The organism is Arthrobacter rhizophilus (assembly GCF_026241105.1).
In the GTDB taxonomy this organism is placed as follows: domain Bacteria; phylum Actinomycetota; class Actinomycetes; order Actinomycetales; family Micrococcaceae; genus Arthrobacter.
Window position 1 is genome coordinate 24,328 of the sequence record NZ_JAPFFT010000018.1, and the last position, 18,186, is coordinate 42,513.

General features: G+C 63.9%; 14 protein-coding genes. 5 read left to right on the top strand and 9 right to left on the bottom strand.

Annotation, left to right across the window (positions count from 1 at the left end; genetic code table 11):
* Window positions 1-228: 228 nt before the first annotated feature.
* From OOZ51_RS15125 to OOZ51_RS15145, 5 genes are all read right to left on the bottom strand, one after another.
* Complete coding sequence (locus tag OOZ51_RS15125) at window positions 229-1,899, bottom strand: sigma-70 family RNA polymerase sigma factor (protein WP_265980614.1); 1,671 nt, start codon at window positions 1,897-1,899, stop codon at window positions 229-231.
* Between the two features lie 65 nt (window positions 1,900-1,964).
* Window positions 1,965-2,321: a GNAT family N-acetyltransferase gene (locus OOZ51_RS15130; RefSeq protein ID WP_265980615.1), complete on the bottom strand. Its 357-nt coding sequence runs from the start codon at window positions 2,319-2,321 to the stop codon at window positions 1,965-1,967.
* Complete coding sequence (locus OOZ51_RS15135) at window positions 2,318-3,664, bottom strand: acyltransferase family protein (RefSeq protein WP_265980616.1); 1,347 nt, start codon at window positions 3,662-3,664, stop codon at window positions 2,318-2,320. Before OOZ51_RS15135 ends, OOZ51_RS15130 begins: the two co-directional genes overlap by 4 nt.
* A 144-nt stretch (window positions 3,665-3,808) precedes the next feature.
* Window positions 3,809-5,005, bottom strand: a complete 1,197-nt coding sequence (locus OOZ51_RS15140; RefSeq protein ID WP_265980617.1) for an amidohydrolase — start codon at window positions 5,003-5,005, stop codon at window positions 3,809-3,811.
* Window positions 5,002-6,420: an MFS transporter gene (locus OOZ51_RS15145; protein WP_265980618.1), complete on the bottom strand. Its 1,419-nt coding sequence runs from the start codon at window positions 6,418-6,420 to the stop codon at window positions 5,002-5,004. The genes OOZ51_RS15140 and OOZ51_RS15145 overlap by 4 nt, the downstream gene beginning before the upstream one ends.
* A 148-nt stretch (window positions 6,421-6,568) precedes the next feature.
* Here OOZ51_RS15145 and OOZ51_RS15150 point away from each other — a divergent pair, with 148 nt between their 5' ends.
* Entirely contained in the window at window positions 6,569-7,570 is a 1,002-nt protein-coding gene (locus OOZ51_RS15150) for an Lrp/AsnC family transcriptional regulator (RefSeq protein WP_265980619.1), read from the top strand.
* A gap of 305 nt (window positions 7,571-7,875) precedes the next feature.
* Window positions 7,876-10,767 carry an aminotransferase class I/II-fold pyridoxal phosphate-dependent enzyme gene (locus tag OOZ51_RS15155; protein WP_416346389.1) on the top strand — a complete coding sequence of 964 codons (2,892 nt, stop codon included), beginning with the start codon at window positions 7,876-7,878 and terminating at the stop codon, window positions 10,765-10,767.
* A gap of 238 nt (window positions 10,768-11,005) precedes the next feature.
* Here OOZ51_RS15155 and OOZ51_RS15160 read toward each other — a convergent pair whose 3' ends face one another.
* The 3 genes from OOZ51_RS15160 to OOZ51_RS15170 are packed head-to-tail and all read right to left on the bottom strand — an operon-like array spanning window position 11,006 to window position 13,859.
* Window positions 11,006-11,398 (bottom strand): DUF1304 domain-containing protein, encoded by a 393-nt coding sequence (locus tag OOZ51_RS15160; protein WP_265980620.1) that lies wholly within the window; start codon window positions 11,396-11,398, stop codon window positions 11,006-11,008.
* 35 nt (window positions 11,399-11,433) lie between these two features.
* Window positions 11,434-12,333 carry an NAD(P)-dependent oxidoreductase gene (locus tag OOZ51_RS15165; RefSeq protein ID WP_265980621.1) on the bottom strand — a complete coding sequence of 300 codons (900 nt, stop codon included), beginning with the start codon at window positions 12,331-12,333 and terminating at the stop codon, window positions 11,434-11,436.
* A 23-nt stretch (window positions 12,334-12,356) separates the two neighbouring features.
* The gene (locus OOZ51_RS15170; protein WP_265980622.1) at window positions 12,357-13,859 is read right to left on the bottom strand and encodes a four-carbon acid sugar kinase family protein; all 1,503 of its coding nucleotides are present in this window, start codon (window positions 13,857-13,859) and stop codon (window positions 12,357-12,359) included.
* Window positions 13,860-13,989: 130 nt separating this feature from the next.
* Here OOZ51_RS15170 and OOZ51_RS15175 point away from each other — a divergent pair, with 130 nt between their 5' ends.
* On the top strand, window positions 13,990-14,811 hold the full coding sequence (locus OOZ51_RS15175) for an alpha/beta fold hydrolase (RefSeq protein ID WP_265980623.1): 822 nt from the start codon (window positions 13,990-13,992) through the stop codon (window positions 14,809-14,811).
* A gap of 28 nt (window positions 14,812-14,839) precedes the next feature.
* Window positions 14,840-15,541: a FadR/GntR family transcriptional regulator gene (locus tag OOZ51_RS15180; protein WP_265980624.1), complete on the top strand. Its 702-nt coding sequence runs from the start codon at window positions 14,840-14,842 to the stop codon at window positions 15,539-15,541.
* A gap of 179 nt (window positions 15,542-15,720) precedes the next feature.
* Here OOZ51_RS15180 and OOZ51_RS15185 read toward each other — a convergent pair whose 3' ends face one another.
* Window positions 15,721-16,605: a LysR family transcriptional regulator gene (locus OOZ51_RS15185; protein ID WP_265980625.1), complete on the bottom strand. Its 885-nt coding sequence runs from the start codon at window positions 16,603-16,605 to the stop codon at window positions 15,721-15,723.
* Window positions 16,606-16,732: 127 nt separating this feature from the next.
* On the opposite strand from OOZ51_RS15185, the gene OOZ51_RS15190 reads away from it, so the two are divergent.
* Window positions 16,733-18,184, top strand: a complete 1,452-nt coding sequence (locus OOZ51_RS15190) for an aldehyde dehydrogenase family protein (protein ID WP_265980626.1) — start codon at window positions 16,733-16,735, stop codon at window positions 18,182-18,184.
* Window positions 18,185-18,186 lie beyond the last annotated feature (2 nt).

Sequence of the window (18,186 nt, forward strand, 5' to 3'; positions counted from 1 at the left end):
AACGCGCCGCGTACAAGCCGAACTCCTCCGACACGGCCAAAACTATTGCACGACGTGCGGCCCGACCTGCATCAGGGACGCTGGCCCGTACATTGATCCTCCCATGATTTGATTGTGCACCCGGGAAGGCCTCACGTGCGGGACCGGCACTACCGTCAGGGAATCCGGGCCGCCATGCCGACTTCGACTCATAGGAGTCACAGGCATCAGGCGCGGTGTCCGGCGTGTCTAGTGGAAAGTGTTGGTGAATGTCGTCGGTGCGATGCGCTGTCCGCTGAATTGATAGCTCAGGGTGGCGTGATCGGCGCCGCTGGAGATCATGGCGTCCAGCGTGAAGTCGAGGCTGTGGGGGTCGATGGATGACGTCGTGCAGCGGATATAGCCAGACGACTGGTCCGGGCAAGTCCAGCCGGCTGGCGCCAGGAGTTTCCCGGGGACGAATGCTGCCTCGGGTGAAAGGCTGAAGAGCGTTTCGCCCGTGCTCGGCGTGCCATCGCCCTGCAGCGAGAAGGCCACGTCGATCTGACGCTCGGGCTGCCCTGTGCCTGGCTGACTGCCGAAGGAAGCCGAGACGGTTTGCTGGGGCGGCGCCGTGGTGGAAGGTTGCGGAATCGGAGTTGCGATGACCGTTGGGGAGTGTTGTGGAACGGGGGGTGTGACAACCGCTGCGGAGCTGATCGCCTTGGCTGTCTTCTGCGTCACGGGCACTGCCGCGGGTGCGGTCCTCTGAGGGATCGGCGCGGCAACGGGCGCGGGCGCGGGCGCGGGCGCGGCAACGGGCGCGGGCGCGGGAGGCTCGGGCGCCGCTATGGCGGGCGGGTCCGACGTCGGGACCGGGCTTGGCAAGGGTGCCGACAGTGTCGGCGCGACTTCCGGCACCGACCTAATGGCCGCCGTCGCGCTGCTCGCAGCATCGGCTGCGACGATAGGCGCAGTCTGTCCGAGCCTTAGGAAGACCCCCGCGATCGCGAGGCCGGCCAAGACCAGCGCGGCGACTGCCATCTTCCAGATGACACTCCCCGGCCGCTTTCCGGCTGCCGTCGGATCGCCGACTCCGGGGGTCAGCGCCTCCGGGGGAAGGAAACCGCCAGCCACCGCCGGCGTGAAGACCACCCCGGCCACCAGCGGGAAGACAGCTGCCCGCATGCCTGCCTGGACGTCGTTGAGTTCCACCAGCACGGCCGTGCACTTCGGACAGGTCTCCAAATGGGCCTCGACCTTTTCGCGCGACGTACGTTTCAAGCCGTCGCGGGCATACTTTCCGAGCTGGCTTGAATACTCGAAGCATGAGTCGTCACTGGCCAGGCTGATGTGATTCTGCAAATAGGCCTGCCGAAGTCCCTCACGGGCCCGGATCGCAAGCGACGAGACTCCGTTCGGGCTCAATCCGATGAACGGCGCGGCTGCGGCAGGCTTCAGTCCTTCGATGTCTACGTGCCAGAGCACGGCCTGCCAGCGCTCCGGAAGAGAGGTGAAGGCCTTCGCCATGGTGCTGGACTCAAAGGCCTCAAGGACCCCGTCCGCGTCAACGGCAATGGTGTCCAAGCTGGACTCGTCCCCCACGGCCAGTGTTCGCCTGGCCTTCCGGTTCCGGTCGTGGGCAATTCGCCGCACGGCGGTCAGGAGATAGGAACGGAAGAATTGGTCCGGGCCCTTGCCTTCGGTGAGGGCTTGGAAAATCGAGGCGAATGCCTCGGAAACGACGTCGTCGGCGTCACTGACATTGTCCGTTTGGGTGCGGGCAACATACTGGGCAGCTGCCGCGTGTCGCCGGTAGAGGACATCGAACGCGGACGCGTCACCCCCACGCACCATCGCCATAATTTCGGGGTCGCCGTGGGTCTCTGCATCCCAGGACGGGCGCGAGCCACGCGACCCAAAGTCAGAATCCTGCTCCATAGCAATCCAGTGTGACAGCAGTTTGCATGTGACTTGAACCTACGCCGGTCCCGGCTGTGCCCTGACTATTCGTTGTCCGGCTCCCCCACCGGCGGTTCCGGCGGCCAATCGACGTCGAGCTCGTAGCCCTCATGATTGCGCAGATAGGCGGCGATGAACGGGCAATGCGGAATGATCCGCTTGCCGGAGGCCACTACATCGTCCAGGGCAAAGTGCGCCAAGACCTTGGCCAGTCCGCGGCCCTTGAACTGCGGGCGGGTCTCGGTGTGCAGGAAGTCGATGTGGCCAGGCTTGTCCATGAACTGGGAGATCACGGCCACTTCACCGTCAACCAGAAGCTCGTAGCGGTGGAATTTGTCGTTCCTGACCGTTGTGACGTCCGGGCTGAACGACTCTGCGGTTGAATCCGTGAACTCAGTCATGAGTCGAGATTGGCACGTAAACCGTGCTCTGGCAATGGCACCGTGGGGGCATCGGGAACCGCCGGGGGAAGGACTCCGGCCGGCACCCGTCCCAGCAGCAGGACCGCGAGCGCGAAACACGCCGCGCCCCCACCGAGAAGCGTCAGCGTCAGTCCGTTAAGGACTGCGTCCACCACCGGGATGAAGACCACGACGCCGGCAGTCACCACCGCGGCGTGCGCCCTGCCGCGCGCGTGGACGGCCGCCGTCGGGCGCTCTTCGAGCCTGCCGCACAGCAACAGGACCGGTAACAAAAGTACGACGACGGCGAGCAGCACCACAGGGCGAGCCCACCACCATTCGGCGGTACCGGCCGCCGGCTTGGGCAAATCCGTGAGCAGAAGCAGTCCGGATAAAGCTGCAAGCAGAGGCAAATGCCACAAATAAACGGTCATGGACCGCCGGCCCGCCACAGCCACCACCCAGCGGATCCAACGCACCCGCGCCACCCATTCCAGGCCCGGGCGCAGTACCTGCAGGGTGGCGGCCTGCGACAGGCCGAGGAGCAGCATGCAGAAGTTGGGCGGATTCAGGTCCACGATCATGTTCCCGGAGTAGACCCCAATTCCGGTCAGGAAGCCTAGCAGCAGGTTGCTGCCGACAATCAACCCCACGAACCAGCCCCGGCTGCGTCCAGCGAAGATGCCGTCGGCAATGAAGAAGCCGAATTGCTGGACCGCGCACCAGACAAAGAGCATGTTGACGAAGGCGAGCATCGGAAAAGCGCCGCGCAGGGAGTCGAGGGTGATCACCGCGGCCACCAGTCCGCTGAGGGTCAACCAGGGGGAATGTCCGTGCAGGCGGGCCAGCAAGGGAACACTGAGTTGAGTAGCAAGGTAAGCGGCCAGGAACCACAGGGGCATGCCCGCGCCGGTGGCGATGAGCTGGACCACCTGCGGGTCGACACCAAGGAGCAGCGCTGCCCACAGCCCCACGAACATCGAGGCCAGCAGCGCAGTTGCCGGACGGATGAGGCGCAAGAGCCGCAGTTGCGCGTACTCGACGCCGGTGCCTCCGCGCGCATGGAGCCGACGCCATGATCCCAGCCCGGTGATGCCTCCGACGACGAAGAACAACGGCATCACCTGCAGCACCCACAGCACGGGTTCGAACCAACGCTGTTCCATGAGCGTATTTTCGGTGGTGACGGTGCCGTCCGGGTGCAGGACCGGACTGACCATCATGCAGTGCGCGAGCACCACCAGGACGAGGCAGAAGAATCGGGCGAGGTCGATCACAGGATCACGTGAACGGCCGAGCGTAGCCCGGTCCGCGGATGCCCTCTGTTGCCTCAAGAATCCCATTGCGCTCCCTTGCGATCTGCTGAGTCCATTGTCCGCCCGCTCGACGGCGGGAACCATAGCGGACGGACAGTGTGAATTCGTGGGTGCGGGCCGTGGGCTGCGTTCCGGAACGCGGCTGTGGAGCCGCACCCACGATCTCGGCGTTTAGCGACGCACGGTCAGCAGCCGTTCCCGTTGCCGCGAATCGCTGGCAGCCGCACTGGCGGCCAGGGCCAAGCCGAATGCGCCGTCCAGGACTGCCTGGTCCGCGGAAGCTGAAGAGCCGTGGGCAGCAAACTCGGCGGTGTGGTGGGCGGCGCCGCCCACGTCGTAGCCGAGCAGCGGGTGGATGCTTGGAACCAGTTGCGAGACGTTGCCCATGTCCGTGGAAGCCACTGGTTCTTCGTTGAACGCAACAGCCCTCCCCCTGGTCGACATCGCGTCCCGGTAGGCCTCGGAAAGGAACCGGTCCTGCCTGAGTTCAGCGTATGCATTGCCCGTGGAGGTAACCTTGAGCGTGCTCCCGCTGGCAAGTGCTCCCGCCTCCAGGCATCGCCGCACGCGTTCCTCGATGACGCGCAGATTCTTGATGCTGGGCGAACGCATTTCCACGCTTGCCTGGGCCCGCTCCGGTATGACGTTGACGGCACTCCCGCCTTCCGTCACGATCAGCGAAACTACGGAGCCGGGCGGAAGCTGCTGCCGCGCCAAGGCAATGGCCGTCTGCGCAATCACCAGCGCGTCGAGGGCATTGACCCCCTCGGATGGAGCAGCTGCGGCGTGTGCCGGACGGCCCTCGTAAAGCACATCCCACATACACATGGCCAAGGATGAGCCTCCGATGACGTCCTCCCCGCCGGCGTGGGCCATCATTGCCAGGGATACGTCGTCGAAGAACCCTTCGCCAATGAGGTCGACCTTACCCCCGCTTGTTTCCTCCGCAGGAGTACCGAGCACCTTGACGGTGATCCGGAGCTCGTCGGCTACGGAAGCGAGTGCAAGTGCCGCCCCCACAGCGCAGGCGGCATTCACGTTGTGTCCGCACGCATGCCCGATGTTCGGCAAGGCGTCGTATTCAACACACAGCGCGACCACCAGTTCCCCGGTCCCGAATCGTGCGCTGAACGAAGCCGGGAGAAGCGGTTGCGGGCTGTCAAAGCTGAATCCCGCGCTCCGGAGCAGCCGGCTAACACGCTTGGCGGCCCGGAATTCCTGGCCGCTAAGCTCTGGATCTGCGTGGATCGCGTGGCTCAGGCCAAGGATTTCCGGCGCCCACCTTTCCAGCACGGCAGAGACGCCGCGTTCGACGGCGGTCGAAGGGACCGTGGGGGGCGTTGCGGTTTCCAGGGAGGCGGCCTTCACGCGCCCACCCCCGCTGCTTGGCGCTTCGGGTAGCGGGCGGCTGCTGCCGCAGCGATCAGGGCAGCGACGGCTAGCGTAATCCAGATGGACAGCAGCCCGCCCTCGCTGATGTGCCCGGACTGGACTGAGGACGAAGAGATAAGCTTCACGACGGCGGCACCCACGGCGATTCCGACGGACAGCGCCAGCTCGTTGAGGCCGGCCGCCGTCGAGGTTTCCTCGAGCGGAACGCCCTCCACAGACAGTGCCCGGGTCCCTGCCTGGTACATGCCCAGGCTCAGGTTGAACATGGCAAATCCCGCGCAGTACCCGGCCAGGGAGCCGTGCGCAACTGCCATGACCAGGAAGCCGCCCGCCAACAGGAGGCCAGCGAATACCAGGGTGGCCCGTTCGCCGAACAGGCTGAGTGCCCTTGAGGTCAGGAGCGAGGAAAGCAGCGAGAGTACCGATGCCACCGCTAGGACGATCGCGATCATGAGGGGGCTCAGCGCGAAGCCGTAGCCTGTCTTGTCCGGGTTCGAATACAGGAAGATGCCGTTGGTGCCGAAGTAGCTGATCGAGGCAAACCCGAAGAAGAACGTGGCGAGCGAGACCGTCCGAATGCGCGGGATCGCAAGCATGCGAAGGTCCATAAAACGCTTCCCGTTGATGTTGCGAGCGTCCAGGACCACCCAGTAGGCCAACAATGCGAGGCCGAGGATTCCGGAGCCGAGCGTCTTGGGGTCCAACCAACCCCAGTCCGGACCCATCGAAAGGGCCACAACAAAGCCGATCAGCCCGAGGGAACATGCCAAGAGCGGCACTAGGGCGAGTCCCTCGCGGGTGGGGGTACCGGCGTCGGGCAGGACGAAGGAACAAACCAGGGCCACAACCGCAAAAGGCACCGCTACCCAGAAACCGAGGGTGGGATCGTCGACGCCGATGATCCCGGCAAGCAGCCCGCCGGCGCCCACCATGATCATGAGCATGCCGATCATCACGCTGACGCCGGTGCGGGTCTGCGCGGGGCTGCTCACCCGCAGGATGCCCATCATGAGCGGAATGAATCCAACCACGCACGTGAGCATGACGACGCCGATTGTCACCGTCCACAGCGACGGCCACAAAGCCATCATGACGACGCCGGCAGCGACTACCGCCGTCGACCAGCGGAGTACGAGCCTGTAGCCGTAGCTGTCGCCGAGCCGCGAGATGATCGGCGTGAGCACCGCGAAACTCACGTTTGAGATGAGGAAAATGCCGTTGATGGTGGGGTCGTCGATCGAGAAGGTCGGTCCTAAGGCGGGGAGGATCGGGTTCAGGTAACCCTGGGTGACTCCGCTAAGTGATTCGATCAGGGCCATCGCCACGATCATTCCAGTGATGGTCCGGCGAGCGATGGCCGCCGTCGCTGGAGGTGCTGTCCTGCTTGCCATGTGCTTCCTTGGGTGTTGGGAGGGCTTCTTTGCCCGGTCTTTGGATGCGAGTGGGGTGATTCGAGTCACAACATTAGGCCCGCCGTTTACACTGGCTAGGAATTTGTTTAAAATCATCTAAGAATCTTGAAATTTGAAGGAATCAGCCATGATCTCCGAGACTGACCTCGAAATCGTCAATGCGCTGCAGATCAATCCCCGTGCCGATTGGAGCCGCGTTGGGGGGGTCCTCGGCCTGTCCGGGCCTACCGTCGCACGCCGCTGGAACGCCCTCGCCGAGCAGGGACTAGCGTGGATCACCCCGGCCCCGGGGGCGCGCTATTTGAGTGCAGGCTGGTCGGCGTTCATCAGCCTTTCTTCGCTTCCGAGCGAAAACGAAGCCCTGGTCCAAAAGCTGTGCGAGGAGCCGGCATTCGGCACCGTGTCCCTCGTGTCCGGCTCCCACGATCTCTTCGTGGACTGTTTCGCCTCGAGCCACGAGGAACTCATGGATATCGTCACCGGTTCCTTCGCGGGACTGCCCGGCGTCACCCACCGCGAGGTCGTTTTCGTCACCAAGCTGTACCGGCAGGCCTCCGACTGGCGCAGCGGAACCCTGGAGCCGGCGCGGGCCCGGCTCATGTCGGCAGAGCCTCTGACCGCACCGGCCGCCTATGCTCCGGACAGGCTTGATGCGTCCTTGCTGGAGGAGCTCGCCCAGGACGGGCGGGCGAGCTGGGCGGAACTGGGAGCGGCCTGCGGCATTTCCCCTCAGACGGCACGACGGCGGGTGGAGCGGTTCCTCGCGTCCGGCTACATGACGCTGAGGTGCGACACGTCCGCATCGGCCCAACAAGGGCTGAGGGAAGTGAGCCTGATCCTCAACGTGCCCGCACACTTCCTGGACGGCGTCGGGCGCTACTTCGCACCCCTGCCGAATTGCAGGCTCAGCGCCCAAGTATTGGGTGCCCAGAACCTGTTGGTCACGCTGTGGGTCCGCGACTACCTGGAGGTCCAGGGCCATGAGCGGGAACTCGCGGAGCGGGCACCAGGGAGTGCCGTGATCTCCCGTCAAGCCGTGGTGCGCAACTACAAACGCCTCGGCCACGTGTTGGACGAGTCCGGACGCAGCCGCAGCGTCGTCCCGTTGCCGCTGTGGCGTGAGGCGTAGCAACTCGGCTCGCTGGGCGCGCCGACTTTGTGGGGGGCGCGCCCACACGCTCGCTCACCTATGACCCAAAACTCCCCAACGCTCGCTCACCTATGACCGGAAAAGCCGCAACCCTCCTGCAGATGATGATCCGCAGGAGGGTTGCGGGTTTTGGCCCCAAAGGTGAGCGAGGGTCCGGTTCCGGGAGCATCCCGCGGTTCGCCTGCATCTGGAAACCCAGACGGCAACCCCGACAATTGCCCTGCGGTGCGGCGGATCCCGGCGTTTAGTAGAGAGTGCTATCAATCCATGACAAAGGAGTCATCGTGGCACGCGCCAATTTAGCGACAGTGCAATCAGCCCCATTTCCCCTCCCCTCAGCCTCCTCCGTTGCCCATGGCACGGCGATCGGCCTCGGCCCTGAACCGACAGCAAAACCACATGCCTCCGACGATTCAGAGGCCGGCGGCGAAGTCCCCAGCAGTGCCTGGCGGGTGCGGGCGGATGCTTGGGAGTTCCTTGGCTACGCCGTCAAGCAGCTGGCTGCCCCTAGCGCGAAGCCAGCGGCGGGCGCCCGCTTTGCGCTGGAGCCGCGGGAACTGCCACGCGAGGTTCGAAAGTTGCTGCCGTTGCTGGAATCGCTCGAAATGTATTGGGCGTCTCCGGGCCCGCAGTATGTCACGGAACTGCGGCGAACCTTGGAAACCGGGGAATACCCCGAGGCACTGGGCCTCATAGAACCGGTCGCGCGGCGCGTTGCGGGCCATAACCAGCACGCCCCGGAACCGTCCGCGGACGGTGAACGCGAGGCGGACAGGATTGAAGAACCCGCCGATGGGCGGAAGCGGTTCGAAGTCCTGGTGATCGACGACGTCTCCGATGTGGACCGTGAAGCCCTCCAAGCAGAACTTCTCAACCAGCGGCGCCCCGCCGACGCCTTCAACTACGAGCTGGTGTTCGTCCCTAGTTTCGAGGACGCCATAGTGGCCGTCCTCCTCAACCCCGACATCCAAGCGTGTGTCCTGCGGCCCGGATTTGTCCTCAACAGCACGCAACGCCTGGGCCGGGACATGCGCGGTTTCCTGGACGGGTTCTTGGGCGGTTCGCTCCCCGAGCGCCCCTTGGACCGCATCCTGAGCCTGGCGGAGAAACTGGGTCAACTCCGCCCCGAAGTTGACCTCTACTTGGTAGCTGGAGTGGGGATCGAGGGACTCGCGGGTTCCTTGACCCGCCGATTCCGCCGGATATTCCGCCGCCAGGACGGGCTGGAGCTCCATTTGTCCTTGCTGGCGGGCGTCGCTGAACGATATGAGGCGCCGTTCTTCCACGCGGTCCAGCAATACAGCCGGAAACCCGCCGGTGTTTTCCATGCGCTGCCGGTGTCCCGGGGAGGATCAGTTATCCATTCAAAGTGGATCAACGATCTGGGCGAGTTCTATGGCCTCAATCTGCTTCTGGCAGAAACTTCGGCCACGTCCGGCGGGCTCGATTCGCTCTTGGATCCGCATGGGTCCCTCAAACAGGCCCAGAAGCTGGCGGCCCGGGCATTCGGTGCCCAAAAATCGCTGTTTGTCACCAACGGAACCTCAACAGCCAACAAGATCGTGCACCAATCGATTCTTGCGCCCGGAGATGTAGTCCTGGTGGACCGGAACTGCCACAAATCGCACCACTATGCCCTCATGCTGGCTGGCGCGCAGGTCTCCTATTTGGACGCCTACCCGTTGAACGATTTCTCGTTCTATGGAGCAGTTCCCTTGGAGAGCATCAAACGGATGCTCTTGGACTACCGCCGGTCTGGCAGGCTTCACGAGGTCAAGATGCTCGCCCTCACCAACTGCACCTTCGACGGCATCGTCTACGACGTCGAACGGGTCATGGAAGAGTGCCTGGCCATCAAACCGGACTTGGTATTCCTGTGGGACGAGGCGTGGTTCGCGTTCGCGGGCTTCCACCACATCTACCGCCGTCGCACTGCCATGGCCTCGGCACGGTCGCTTGAGGCAAAGTTCTCGGATCCGGCCTACGCCCGGCGCCATGCCGAACAGTTGCGCGCGCTGGACGCGGCAGGCGCGGCGGCCGGCGGTGGCCAAGCGGCCGGCGAGCCCGACGACGGCGGCCCGGGTTCCGGCGTCGGGCCCGTGAGCGATGAACTGCTACTCAAGACGAGGCTGTTGCCCGATCCGGCGAAGGCCCGCCTGAGGGTCTACTCGACCCAGTCGACCCACAAGACCCTGACTTCGCTCCGCCAAGGGTCCATGATCCATATCCATGACCAGGATTTCGGCCAGTTGAACGAGGAGAGCTTCCGGGAGGCGTACATGACCCACACCTCCACCTCGCCCAACTACCAAATCCTTGCCTCCCTTGATATGGGACGGCGGCAGGTCGAGTTCGAAGGCTACGAACTGGTGCAACGGCAGGCCGACCTCGCCGTCAGCATCGCCCAGGCCGTGGCCAGGCATCCCCTGCTGAAGAAGTACTTCCGCGTGCTCGGCACCAGGGACCTCATTCCGGCGCAATACCGCGAAACCAGCCGGCAAATGCCCCTGCGGGACGGACTGGCCGCGATGTCGGAGGCTTGGGAGCGGGACGAGTTCGTCGTCGATCCGAGCCGTTTGACCCTGCACATCGGCCTCACCGGCGTGGACGGGGACACTTTCAAGCACGACTACCTGATGGACAAGTACGGGATCCAGGTCAATAAGACGTCACGGAACAGCGTGCTGTTCATGACCAACATCGGAACCTCGCGGAGTGCCGTCGCCTACCTCGTCGAGGTTCTGGTCAAGCTGGCCGAAACCTTCGAAGACGAGCAATCCGGGCTGAGTGGCTTGGGCAAGCGGGCCCGCAATGCCCGCGTTGCCGCGCTGACCGGCACGCCCCCACCCCTGCCGGATTTCAGTCGCTTCGCCGAGCGATTCCGCAAAGACGCACAAACTCCCGATGGCAACATGCGCGCAGCTTACTTCGAGAGCTACAAAGCCGGTTCCTGCGAGTACTTCAGTGCGGCCGAACTCGCACGCAAGGTCGCCGTGGGCGAAGAAATGGTGTCCGCGTCTTTCGTCACCCCCTACCCGCCCGGATTCCCCGTCTTGGTTCCCGGGCAGGTCATCACGGAGGAGATCCTGGCCTTCATGTCGGCACTGGATACGCGGGAGATCCACGGCTTCAATGCCGAGCTAGGATTCCGGGTCCTGACGGGCAAACCCTCGTAGCCAGACTCCACAGGCAATGTCGACGACGGCCGGACACGGGTCCGGGTTAGCCCGCCAACCGCCGTCGTACTTCATCAAACGCTCGTGCAGATTTCGACCCCAATCCACCGACCCTCCATCACTTTTAGGGCAAATACCGTCAACGCTCGCGCACAAGACGTGAGCGAGGGTCACCCCAAAGGCATATAAGTGAGCGAGCGACGGGCCTGGAGGGCACATACGTGAGCGAGCGTTCCGCTTAGCCGAGCGCAACGGCCAGAATGCCGAGCACGACGGCGAGTAGCGGCGTCGTGCCCTGAAGAACCGCGGCGCGGAGGTACTTTTTGCCGCTCAAGGCAAGCACGATTGCCGCCAGCAGCATGGAGCCGCACGAGCTGAAGACGAGGGTCCAACCCACCTGCGGGTGACCGAGCGCGACCACCGCGATCCCGGCGAGCGCGCCAATGGCGAGGAAAAGGTTGTAGAAGCCCTGGTTGTACGCGAGGGGCTTGGTGGTTTCGGCGTCGGCTTGGGACGAGACGCTGAAACGCTTCCACGTGGCTGGGCGAGTCCAAGTGATGGACTCCATGCTGAAGATGTAGACGTGCAGCAAACCGGCAATGAGGGCAAAAAGCAAGGAGGCCAGGATCATGTGCTGATCCTAGCCTCCGTGTGTTTCGGGAGGGGTTAGTTTGAGCGCCTGGTGGGCGCGACGACCTTGATAACTGCGGAGTCGTCGGCGGCGGCGAGGCCTTGGGCCTGGCCGAGGAGGTAGAGCTGTTCGGCAGCGGCGGCAACGGGTGCGGCCAGGCCGGCGGCGCGGGTGGCCTTGCCGACGATGCCCATGTCCTTGACGAAGATATCCAGGCGGCTGAGGACCTCGGCGCCTTCCTCGTTGTATGCCTCGAGGATTCGGGGGCCGCGGTTGGACAGCATGAACGAGCCGGCGGCACCTGCTTCCAGGGCGGCGAGGGTCTTCGCCTGATCCAATCCGAGGGCGTCAGCGAGTGCCATTGCCTCGGCGGCAGCGGCGATGTGGACACCGCAGAGGAGCTGGTTGACGGTCTTCAGAGCCTGGCCGTCACCGGGTTTGTCGCCCACGATGCTCAGGGTGGAGGCCAACAGTTCCAGCGCGGGGCGTGCTTTTTCGCGGGCGGCCGGCGTCGCGCCAACCACGATCAGGAGGTCGCCCTCGCCGGCACGCTTGGGGCCGCCGGAAAGGGGCGCGTCAACGAGTTCGACGCCGTACTCCGCCAGGCGGGCCACAGTGGCCGGAATCGCTTCAGTACCGACAGTGCTGCCGAGGATCACGACGGCGCCCGGCTTGAGCACCGGCGCGACGCCGTTGGCGCCGAAGAGGACGTCGTCGAGCTGTTCGCCGTTGCGCACGGCAAGGAGCAGGGCATCGGCGCCTTCCGACGCTTCACGGGCCGAAGCGAAGGTGCGGATTCCGGCGTCGGCGGCGAGCTTCAGCCTCGATTCGGCGATGTCGAAGCCGTGGACAGTCAGCTGGGTTGCCAGGCGGGTGGCCATCGGCAGGCCCATGGCGCCAAGGCCGAGGACGGCGACGGTGTAGTTGCTGGTCATGGTGTTCTCCATTGAATTCAGTGTTAGAAAGTGTTGCTGAGCTTGCGCGTGACCTGCGCCAGGGATTCGTCATCGCCCACGTTGCCGGCGAAGACGATGTACGGGATGCCCTTCGCGGGTCCGTCCACCGGCTCCCACAGGGAGACGATGCCGGGCAGCATAGGGCCGCGAACAATCGCGTGGCGGATTTCCAGGCCGTGCGCGGCCACATCCGAGGACGTGATCCCACCCTTGGCGATGACGAAGCGCGGCGGGAAGGCCTTGAGCGTCCGGTTCACGATCGCCACGACGGCGGCAGAGACGGTGCGGGCAATCTGCAGGCTCGCCGCGGCGTCGTCGGTCTTGATGAGCAGGCGGCTCGTGTGGACAATCACGTCGCCGCTGTGGAGGGCGTCGACGACGGCGGCGACCGTTTCGTCGAGATAGGCTTCCGCGCCGCCGACGAGAAGCCTCTCGACGTCGATCTCGACGATGCGGGCAGCTCTGTGCTGGGCGGTCAGGACGTTGAGCTGGCGCGTGGTGAGGCCGACATGGGAGCCAACAACAATGAGGCCCCCGGCTGTGGAGGGAGTGTTGCCTTCGTAGGCTTCCTCGCCGCTGAGTGCCTCGCGGATTTCCTGGCCGATGCGGCCGCGGACGAACGGCGGGCCGACGCGGTAAAGCAGCTTCTTGCCGCGGCGTTCGGCCTCTTCGAGTCCAAGGGCGAGTGCACGGAGGTCGTTCTCGGTGACAATGTCCGCGACGATCGGCGTGGATTTGGTAGCCGGTTCGATGGCATCGGCGATGGCCTTCGCGGAGAGCTCGGGATCTCCGGCGGATCCGTTCGCAGCGGCAGCGCCGGCGCGGATGATGTTCAGGTCGAGGACGATCACATCGCTGGCCGGGAAGCGGCCCTGCGACTTTTCCTCCACATATTTGGCCATCTCGGAGTTGGCGAACCCGAAGCTCGCATCCTTGGCGAACTCGGTCTCGGCAACCGGGGTGAGCTTGCCGGCGTCGTCCCCGGTGCCGCGCATGTAGTGCACGCCGCCAATGGTGACCCGTCCCGCGTCGGGAAACGCCGGGACTATCACGACGCCGTCGGTCGCTTCTCCGGTCACGTCGGCGACGGTGGCTGCAATGACGTTCGGTTCCAGCGGATAGTGGCCGCGGAGGGTGGAATCGGAGCGGCTGACAAATCCGAGGCGAACATCCTTGGCGGCTGCGGCGACGGCGTTGCGGACGATTTCCTCGTTGCGGGCAGCGGCCTCAACCGGGTCCAGGCTGCGGGTGTTGGTCAGCACGTACACCGCGGGCTGGGACTTGCTTTCCGCGATGTGGGCGAACGCCCACGCGAAATCGGCGACCTCCCAGCGGGTAAGAACCGGCAGGTTGGCGACTGACTGGGTGCCCGTGGGGTCGTCGTCGAGGACTACCAGGACGCGGGGCGAGTTTGCGGAAGACGCTGCTACGGCGTCGGCAACCAGCTGCGCGGGGATCTGGACTTCAGCCGGGAAGGCGGCCAGAACATCGGCTTCAAGGGTCACTGTGCACTCCGTCGTGGGAAATCTCTGGTTCTGAACGTAAATGTAAGATGTCAGACATCTAATATTTGAATGCTAGTGTGACACACCCACTTTCGGCTGTGCAAGTGTCAGTCGTCACTATGCTTGGCGCATGCTTCAAGAGCCTCCCGCCGTCGCGGCGCTGCACGTGGACATGCGCCATCCAACGGCCGCCATCACGACGCCGGCCCTCCAGTCCCAGCCTCCCGTCCTGTTGCTGCACGGCTGGGCCTCGACGTCCGCTTATTGGGAGCCGCTCGCCGCCGAATTGCTCGACGCCGGGCGTTCAGTGTGGATCGTCGATTTGCCTGGGTATCACCGCGGCGATGCATTGCCTCCGGGCTTCGAGTGGACGCTTGAGTCGGCGGCGGCTTCCGTTGCGGCCATCGCCGCCCGGAACCCCTCGCCGGTCCACATCGCGGGCCACTCCATGGGCGGCAGCGTGGCGCTGACACTGGCCGCAAAGCATCCGGAGTTGGTGGCGAGTGTGGCCCTGATCGGCATGGTGCCGGCCCCGCCGAACGATGCCTTCAAGTCGATGCTCGAATCCCAGCTCGGCCAAGGCTTCATTGACGACGCGACGCGCGCTAAATGCATGAAAGCCTGGTTTGGGGCGTTGCTTACGGAGGACGAACGGCTGCTGAGCCGCGGATTCGAGCTCCCGTTTGAGGTTCTGGGGCCTAGCGGCCTCGCGGCAATGGCGGGCGTGGCTGCGGATGTCCCCGAAAAGGTGACCGTGCCGACCCTAGTGATTGCCGGCGTCGGGGACCGCTTACGCTCGCTGGACCAGGCGGAAGCCTTCGTAGCGGCCAGTCCCATGCGAAGGCTGGCGGCCATCCCGAACGCCGGGCACAGCCTCCATTGGGAGCAGCCGCATGCTTGTGCGGTGGCGCTCGGCGCGTTTTGGGACGAAAGCCGGCAACCCTCGGCGTAAGATGTCAGACATCTAAGAACGGAGCACCATGGCACGCAAGTCGCTGGTCGGCGTCGTAGCTGACGAGCTACTGGACCGCATCGTCGCGGGCGAATTTCCGCCGGGCACTGTGGTTCCCGGCGAACTTGAGTTGAGCGCAAAGCATGAGGTCAGCCGCATGACCGTGCGCGAGGCGATGAAAACCCTCGAGGCGCAGCGAATCCTGAGCGTCGAGCGTGGCCGGGGAACGTTCGTCAATCCCCTGAACCGCTGGGCTTCCCTTGAAGCGGTATTGCGTGCGGTTTCGGAAGGAAAGAACGACGCCGCAGCGGCCGTCCAGCTCATCGAGCTGCGGCGCATGCTCGAGACCGGCGCCTGCGAACTCGCCGCCTCACGGGTCTCCCCCGAGGAAATCGACCAGCTGCAGGTTCATGTGTCCGCCATGCAGAAAGCCCACGATTCCAATGATGTGAGCGCGTTCGTCGAGGCGGACCTCGGGTTCCACGATGTCATCCTGCATGCTTCCGGCAACGTGTTCGTGGCCGTGCTCTTCGAACCCCTGCACCGCGTCTTGGAAGCCCGGCGCACCCAGACCTCGCAAATCCCCGACATCCAGCGGCACGCGATCGGACATCACCGGGCCATCCTGAAAGCCCTCGAAGCCGGAGACTCTCCCCGCGCCCGCGAGGCCATGGACGCGCACATGCAGCAAACCCTGGACGACCTCAAGACGTACGTCCTGGAGGCGTAAGTTCCCTGAACGCCCGCTCACATATGCAGGCCGATTCCCCAACCCTCCTGCACCTATATGGGCCGATTCCCCAACCCTCCTGCAGATCATGAAGTCGTCCCGTACTTTGACCTGATAGGTGAGCAAGTATCGGCCGGGGGGTTCCAACCGGAGGGCGGACCCTTCAATCCAAAAGTTACTCACATGAGCCCGTCGAGGCAGGCTGCCCTGAGTTTGCTCACAAGGGGCGACTCCGACATCTCTGCGCTGCAGATCAAACTGACCTTCGATATGGCATTCGAGTCCTCGATGTCCAGGTAAGTCAGGCCGGGAATAGCAAATGCCTTGAGGGAATCGGGAACAACCGCGACGCCGAGCCTCGCAGCCACGAGGCCCAGGATTGTGGGGAACTGAACCGCCTCCTGAGCGATGTCGAACTCTACGTCTGAGGAATGGAGTAGCGCGGCGATGTGGTCGAACAGCCGCGAGATGCGGTTTCTCGGGAAGGCGATGAACTTCTCCCCCGCCAATTCTCCCAAACTCACCGAGGAGCGGGCGGCCAGCCGATGATCCACGGCCACCGCAACTACCAGGGGCTCATTCCGCAGAAGGGTCTGGGATATGCCAGGACCAGCCCTGACCTCCCTCGCGATTCCAGCGTCCAGGTTTCCCGCGGCGATGAGGTCCATCTGCTCATCCGTGGTTACTTCCCTGAGATCAAGTTCGATACCTGGCCACTCGGACCGGAGGTACCTGACGACAGGTGGGATTGCCGAAATTGCGGCCGACGAGACGAAGCCCAGCCGAAGCCGTCCGATTTCGCCGTTTCGTGCCTGACGCAGGGCCGCGGCCATTGCTTCGTATTGGGTCAGGACTTTCCTGGCATGGGTCAAAAGCAGTTCGCCATCAGCGGTGAGCTGGACATTGCGCGAATTGCGCACGAAGAGCTGCACTTTGCATTCCTCTTCGAGTTTTCGAATCTGTTGGCTGAGGGGAGGCTGCGCCATATGCAGGCGCTCAGCAGCGCGATTGAAATGCAATTCCTCGGCCACCGCGACGAACAGTTCAAGGCGTCGAAGGTTCATGGAACAAGACTAAACAGATATTGATGTTCGTCAAATAGATACTTCAGTGGCCGGGCCGCGAGGTCTACCGTTGATCGTGAGGACAGTCACACATCAACAAGCAGCAAGAGGTTAGAGAATGCCCGTAATGACCGAGCCCGCCAGTAGCTTCATCAACGGCGCCTGGGTAGAAGGCGCCGGGGCCATCACCTACCGTTTCAACCCGGCAGCGCCGACCGAAGCGGTTACCGCATACCGTCAAGCAGGTTCCGAGGATCTGGCAAAGGCAATGCAAGCCGCAACTGAGGCTGCGCCAGCTTGGGACCGGCTCGGAATTCTGGCCAGGGGTCGCATCCTGTCAGCTGCGGCGCGGCTGATCCGCGAACGGGCCGAAGAGATCGCTAGGACGATGACGGCAGAGCACGGCAAGACACTGGCAGAATCGCGGATGGAGGTCGACGCCTCGGCTGACACGTTTGACTACCACGCCGGCTCTGCTCGTAACCCGGTCGGCACTGAATACCCTTCCAGCCACCTTGACGAGCGCATCGTTACAGTCCGTAGGCCTTTAGGCATCATCGGTGTAATCACGCCATGGAATTTCCCCTTGCAGATCCCGGCCTGGAAAATCGCTCCAGCCTTGCTGCATGGAAACACGGTGGTTTGGAAGTCTGCAAGCAACACCCCCGGCGTCTCTGTCCTCCTGATGGACATCCTTGCGAAAGCAGGCGTTCCCGCGGGCGTCGCGAACCTACTCCTAGGACCAGGTTCGCTCGGTTCTGAACTCGTCTCGCATCCGAAGATCGCCGGGGTGACATTCACGGGGTCCGTCCCCGTGGGCCACCAGATCCGCTCTATCGTCTGTGGTCGCGGCGCGAAGCTTCAAATGGAACTCGGAGGGCACAATGCGACGCTCGTTCTCCCTGACGCCGACCCGGAACTGGCCGCCAGCAGTGCGGTCAACGCAGCCATGGGGTCTACCGGCCAGAAATGCACCGCAACCCGCCGGATTATTCTCGTCGGCGACGGGCATGAGGAATTCCTTAAAAGGTTGACGGAGAAGGTCGCTGCCCTGGCTGTGGGCCCGGGCACGGATCCATCGGTGCAGATTGGCCCGGTTGTGTCGGCTTCGGCACGGGACGAGATCACATCTGCGATCAGCCAAGCCCTCTCCGAAGGCGGGCAGATCATTGCCCAGGCCGCGGTTCCGGACTCGGACGGATGCTATGTTCCGCCCACTGTCCTGACCGGGCCGGCATCTTTGACTATCTGCCATGAAGAGGTGTTCGGACCCGTTGTGACAGTCCTGCGGGCTTCCACCCTGGATGATGCTATCGCGTTGGCGAACAGCACCGACTTCGGGCTGACAGCTGCGGTCTTCACAAGCGATGAACGTGCTGCCCGAAAATGCGTCACCTATCTGGACGCCGGGCTGGTGAAGATCAATGCGCCGTCCACTGGATCGGAACTGCACGCACCATTCGGCGGAATGAAAGATTCAACATTCGCCGGGCCCCGTGAACAGAACAGTGAAGCCGCCGCAGCCTTCTTCACACATGAAAAGACTGCCTACCTGCGCCTCGCGCCCGAAAAGGCATGATC

What these genes read in the sequence shown, in the direction of transcription:
- OOZ51_RS15125 (WP_265980614.1), bottom strand. Translation starts at nt 1,899, where the DNA reads ATGGAGCAGGATTCTGACTTTGGGTCGCGTGGCTCGCGCCCGTCCTGG.
- OOZ51_RS15130 (WP_265980615.1), bottom strand. Translation starts at nt 2,321, where the DNA reads ATGACTGAGTTCACGGATTCAACCGCAGAGTCGTTCAGCCCGGACGTC.
- OOZ51_RS15135 (WP_265980616.1), bottom strand. Translation starts at nt 3,664, where the DNA reads ATGGGATTCTTGAGGCAACAGAGGGCATCCGCGGACCGGGCTACGCTC.
- OOZ51_RS15145 (WP_265980618.1), bottom strand. Translation starts at nt 6,420, where the DNA reads ATGGCAAGCAGGACAGCACCTCCAGCGACGGCGGCCATCGCTCGCCGG.
- OOZ51_RS15150 (WP_265980619.1), top strand. Translation starts at nt 6,569, where the DNA reads ATGATCTCCGAGACTGACCTCGAAATCGTCAATGCGCTGCAGATCAAT.
- OOZ51_RS15160 (WP_265980620.1), bottom strand. Translation starts at nt 11,398, where the DNA reads ATGATCCTGGCCTCCTTGCTTTTTGCCCTCATTGCCGGTTTGCTGCAC.
- OOZ51_RS15165 (WP_265980621.1), bottom strand. Translation starts at nt 12,333, where the DNA reads ATGACCAGCAACTACACCGTCGCCGTCCTCGGCCTTGGCGCCATGGGC.
- OOZ51_RS15175 (WP_265980623.1), top strand. Translation starts at nt 13,990, where the DNA reads ATGCTTCAAGAGCCTCCCGCCGTCGCGGCGCTGCACGTGGACATGCGC.
- OOZ51_RS15180 (WP_265980624.1), top strand. Translation starts at nt 14,840, where the DNA reads ATGGCACGCAAGTCGCTGGTCGGCGTCGTAGCTGACGAGCTACTGGAC.
- OOZ51_RS15185 (WP_265980625.1), bottom strand. Translation starts at nt 16,605, where the DNA reads ATGAACCTTCGACGCCTTGAACTGTTCGTCGCGGTGGCCGAGGAATTG.
- OOZ51_RS15190 (WP_265980626.1), top strand. Translation starts at nt 16,733, where the DNA reads ATGACCGAGCCCGCCAGTAGCTTCATCAACGGCGCCTGGGTAGAAGGC.